We start from the raw sequence: 3,535 nt of genomic DNA, 5'->3' as shown, positions 1-3,535 counted from the left end.
TTGCGGTTCTTGTCGAGCTCGATGATCTTCGCCTCGAGCTCCTTGCCGACGTACGGCTGAAGGTCCCGGACCCGGCGCATCTCGACGAGAGAGGCGGGAAGGAAGCCACGGAGGCCGATGTCGAGGATGAGACCACCCTTGACGACCTCGATGACGGTACCGGTGACGATGCCGTCCTCTTCCTTGATCTTCTCGATCGTGCCCCAGGCCCGCTCGTACTGCGCGCGCTTCTTGGACAGGATCAGGCGGCCTTCCTTGTCCTCCTTCTGGAGAACCAGGGCCTCGACGAAGTCGCCGACCGCGACGACCTCGGCCGGGTCCACGTCGTGCTTGATCGACAGTTCCCGGGACGGGATGACGCCCTCGGTCTTGTAACCGATGTCGAGCAGCACCTCGTCGCGGTCGACCTTGACGATGGTGCCCTCGACGATGTCGCCGTCGTTGAAGTACTTGATGGTTTGGTCGACGGCGGCGAGGAAGTCCTCCTCCGTCCCGACGTCGTTGACCGCGACCTGCGGCTTGGTAGCGGCTGCAGCCGGGACGGTGGTGGTGTCGGTGGACATCAGGTGGGTTGCTCCGGTACGGATAGTTTTGTCGGTTGCCTGTGCGGTTCACCCCGCAGCGGCCGGCGGCTCGCCACCGGCCGATCCGGCAGACCTTCCAGCCTGGCAGACCACCCGGCGCGCACCGGCGCCGACCCCTTCGGGGTTGCGCCCTGGATCTTAGACTCCGGAGCCGACACCGCGACGAGCGGAACCGGCGAGAACCACGTCCCCGGTAAGGCTCAGCCTTGCTGATCGGCCCCAGTTCGCTGCTTCGGCGGGTCTCCGCCGACGATCCCTGGTCGCTGCGGCCCGCCCAGTCCGGTTCCGGGAGTCCGATTCCGGGCAGCCGGTGCCGGTTCCGCGCGGGCCGCCTCTGGTCGAACGCTGAACCCCCCACCGGTAATCCCGATCAGGGCACGGCTCCCGACCTGGTAGTTCCGTCCGTCCCGGTCGTGGCGGTGATCGCTCGGTCGGATCAGCGGCGGACCGGGCCGTGGCGGGTTTCCCAGCCGGAATGCACGGAGACGTTAAGACCCACGGCGCGGGCGGTATCGTACGCGGCCGTGCGATCGCCGGGCAAACCACATACCGGCGCAGTTGGCGAATCACAGGACTGGCGATGCCGAACCAGGAACCCGATGCCGCCGGATCTCCGACCGGCCCGGCGCAGAACGAACCACCGGACGGTGGTTCCGAGCACGCTGCCGCGGAACTCGCGCTGGGCACCACGGGTGTGAGCAAGCGCACCGCGGGCACGGTCGAATCCCGCTTGGCGAGCCGGGCGTGGTGGGACGCCGACGCGGACGATTACCAGGCCGAGCACGGCGAATTCCTCGGCGCCGAAGACTTCGTCTGGTGCCCGGAGCGCCTCCGGGAAGCCGATGCGGGCCTGCTCGGCGACGTCGCGGGAAAGCGCGTCCTGGAGGTCGGCTGCGGCTCGGCGTCGTGTTCGCGCTGGCTGGCCCGCCGAGGTGCGGAACCGGTGGCGTTGGACATTTCCGCCGGCATGTTGCGGCACGCGCGCGACGGCGCAGCGGCCACCGGCGTGGAAGTGCCGCTGGTGCAGGCCAGCGCGGACCTGCTGCCGTTCGCCGCGGGCAGCTTCGACCTGGCGTGCTCCGCGTTCGGCGGGGTGCCGTTCGTGGCGGACTCCGGCGCGGTGTTCGGCGAGGTCGCGCGGGTGCTGCGGCCCGGCGGGCGCTGGGTGTTCTCGGTGACTCATCCGATGCGGTGGATCTTCCCGGACGATCCCGGCCCCGGCGGGCTCACCGTCACCCAGCCCTACTTCGACCGCACTCCGTACCTGGAGGTCAACGGGCTCGGGCAGGCCACCTACGTGGAGCACCACCGCACGCTCGGCGACTACGTGCGCCAGCTCGCCGCAGCCGGCTTGCGGCTGGTGGATCTGATCGAGCCGGAGTGGCCGAAGGGCGCCACGCACACCTGGGGCCAGTGGAGCCCGCTGCGCGGCAAGCTCTTCCCCGGCACCGCGATCTTCTGCTGCACGCTCGACGAGCAGTAGCCCGGTCCCGCGCCGCGGCTGCCAGAATCCGGGTCACCCCGGCACGGAGGAGGTTCGGCGGACGTGGGCGGCGCGCAGGATCTGGTGGACCGGCAGTGCGCGCGGTTCCGCGGGCTGGATCCGCAGCTGCCGGACGACTACCTGCTGCCCAAGGGCGACCCGCTGATGGCCCGCTTGCCCGGTGGCGAGCCGGTGGCGGGCCTGGTGGCGCACACCCACAATCCGCCCGGTTCGGCGCAGAGCCTGTGGCAGGCCTCGGACGTCTTCGAGCTCTTCCCGCTGCTGGGTGATCACCCGCGCGCCGGCATGGACGGCGTGCTGGGGGCCTGGCGGGAGTGGCTGGCGGCTCGTTCGATCCCCGCCGAGGACTCGTCCTGCGTGGTCACTTGGCCCAGCCGGGACGTGCAGGCCACCCGGGCGCTGCTGGATCACGGTTTCGCGCCGCTGTCCTGCATGGCGATCCGCCCGCCGACCCCGGACACCGTTACGGAACTACCTGGTACCGTAAAAGTGCACCGCGCCGGACGGGCCGATCTGGACGCCGTCGTCGAACTCGCGATCGCCGAGCACGATTACGCCGCCCTCGTCGGCACGTCGGTGCCCCGCCCGGGAGCCGGTGACCTCAAGCGCATCGCCGCGCGCCAGCGGCTGCACTCCGGCACCGACCCGGTGTGGCTGGCCGAACAGGACGGGACGCCGATCGCGCTCGCCGAATGCGGCTGGGTCGACACCGCCCACCAGCCCGGCGGGCACCGGTTGCGCCGGGGGCTGTGGGCCTACGTGAACTGCTTGTCGGTGCACGAGCAGGCCCGCGGGGGCGGCGTGGGGCAGCGGCTGATGGCCGTGGCGCACGAGGAGTTCGTCCGCGCCGGAGCCGTCGGCAGCTTCCTCTACTACAACCCGCCGAATCCGCTGTCCTCGGTGTTCTGGCCGCGCCAGGGCTACCGGCCGCTGTGGACCATGTGGGAGGTGCGCCCCGCGACCGCGCTGCGCTGACCTCCCACGCCGAGAAGGAGTCGAGACGACGTCGTGGAGATCGCCGCAGAAGCAGTCGAAGTCGTCGGCGCGCACAGCACCTTGCTCGCGCCCACCTCGATGCGCGTGTCCAGCGGAGAACTGCTGGTCGTGACCGGTGAACCGAACTCCGGGCACACCGCATTGGCACTGGCGCTGTCCGGCAGGCTGCGTCCCGCCCGCGGTTCGGTGCGGATCGACGGCCGCGCCGACCCGAAGGCGCTGCGCCGCGCCGTCGCGGTCGTCGACGCGCCGGAGATCACCGAGCCGGAGCCGAGCGTGCCGGTGCGGACCGTGGTCGCCGAGGGGCTCAGCCTCGCCGGCCGCCGCGCCGGACGCGCCGCGGTGCGTTCCTGGCTGGCCGCGCACGAGCTGGCCGAGCACACCTCGACCCGGATGGAGAACCTGCCCGCCGCCGAACGCACCCGGCTGCTGATCGACCTCGCGTGCGCCG

Annotated in this window: 4 protein-coding genes; 3 read left to right on the top strand and 1 reads right to left on the bottom strand. The window is 71.2% G+C overall.

Features of this window, described 5'->3' with window-relative positions; genetic code table 11:
- On the bottom strand, window positions 1-563 hold a 563-nt coding region (locus IJH84_RS24880), incomplete at its 3' end, for a S1 RNA-binding domain-containing protein (RefSeq protein ID WP_295149704.1).
- A 601-nt stretch (window positions 564-1,164) separates the two neighbouring features.
- Between IJH84_RS24880 and IJH84_RS24875 the strand changes: the two genes are divergently transcribed.
- From IJH84_RS24875 to IJH84_RS24865, 3 genes are all read left to right on the top strand, one after another.
- Window positions 1,165-2,067 (top strand): class I SAM-dependent methyltransferase, encoded by a 903-nt coding sequence (locus IJH84_RS24875; protein ID WP_295149702.1) that lies wholly within the window; start codon window positions 1,165-1,167, stop codon window positions 2,065-2,067.
- A gap of 63 nt (window positions 2,068-2,130) precedes the next feature.
- Window positions 2,131-3,063, top strand: a complete 933-nt coding sequence (locus IJH84_RS24870; protein WP_295149701.1) for a GNAT family N-acetyltransferase — start codon at window positions 2,131-2,133, stop codon at window positions 3,061-3,063.
- A 33-nt stretch (window positions 3,064-3,096) separates the two neighbouring features.
- On the top strand, window positions 3,097-3,535 hold a 439-nt coding region (locus IJH84_RS24865), incomplete at its 3' end, for an ATP-binding cassette domain-containing protein (RefSeq protein WP_295149699.1).

It is taken from the genome of Saccharopolyspora sp., from assembly GCF_017434145.1.
In the GTDB taxonomy this organism is placed as follows: domain Bacteria; phylum Actinomycetota; class Actinomycetes; order Mycobacteriales; family Pseudonocardiaceae; genus Saccharopolyspora_C; species Saccharopolyspora_C galaxeae.
Note: the sequence above shows the minus strand (reverse complement) of the source record. Positions and strands in the feature narration are given on the sequence as shown.

Excerpts from the sequence above, each read along its gene's own strand:
- IJH84_RS24875 (WP_295149702.1), top strand. The coding sequence starts at position 1,165 with ATGCCGAACCAGGAACCCGATGCCGCCGGATCTCCGACCGGCCCGGCG.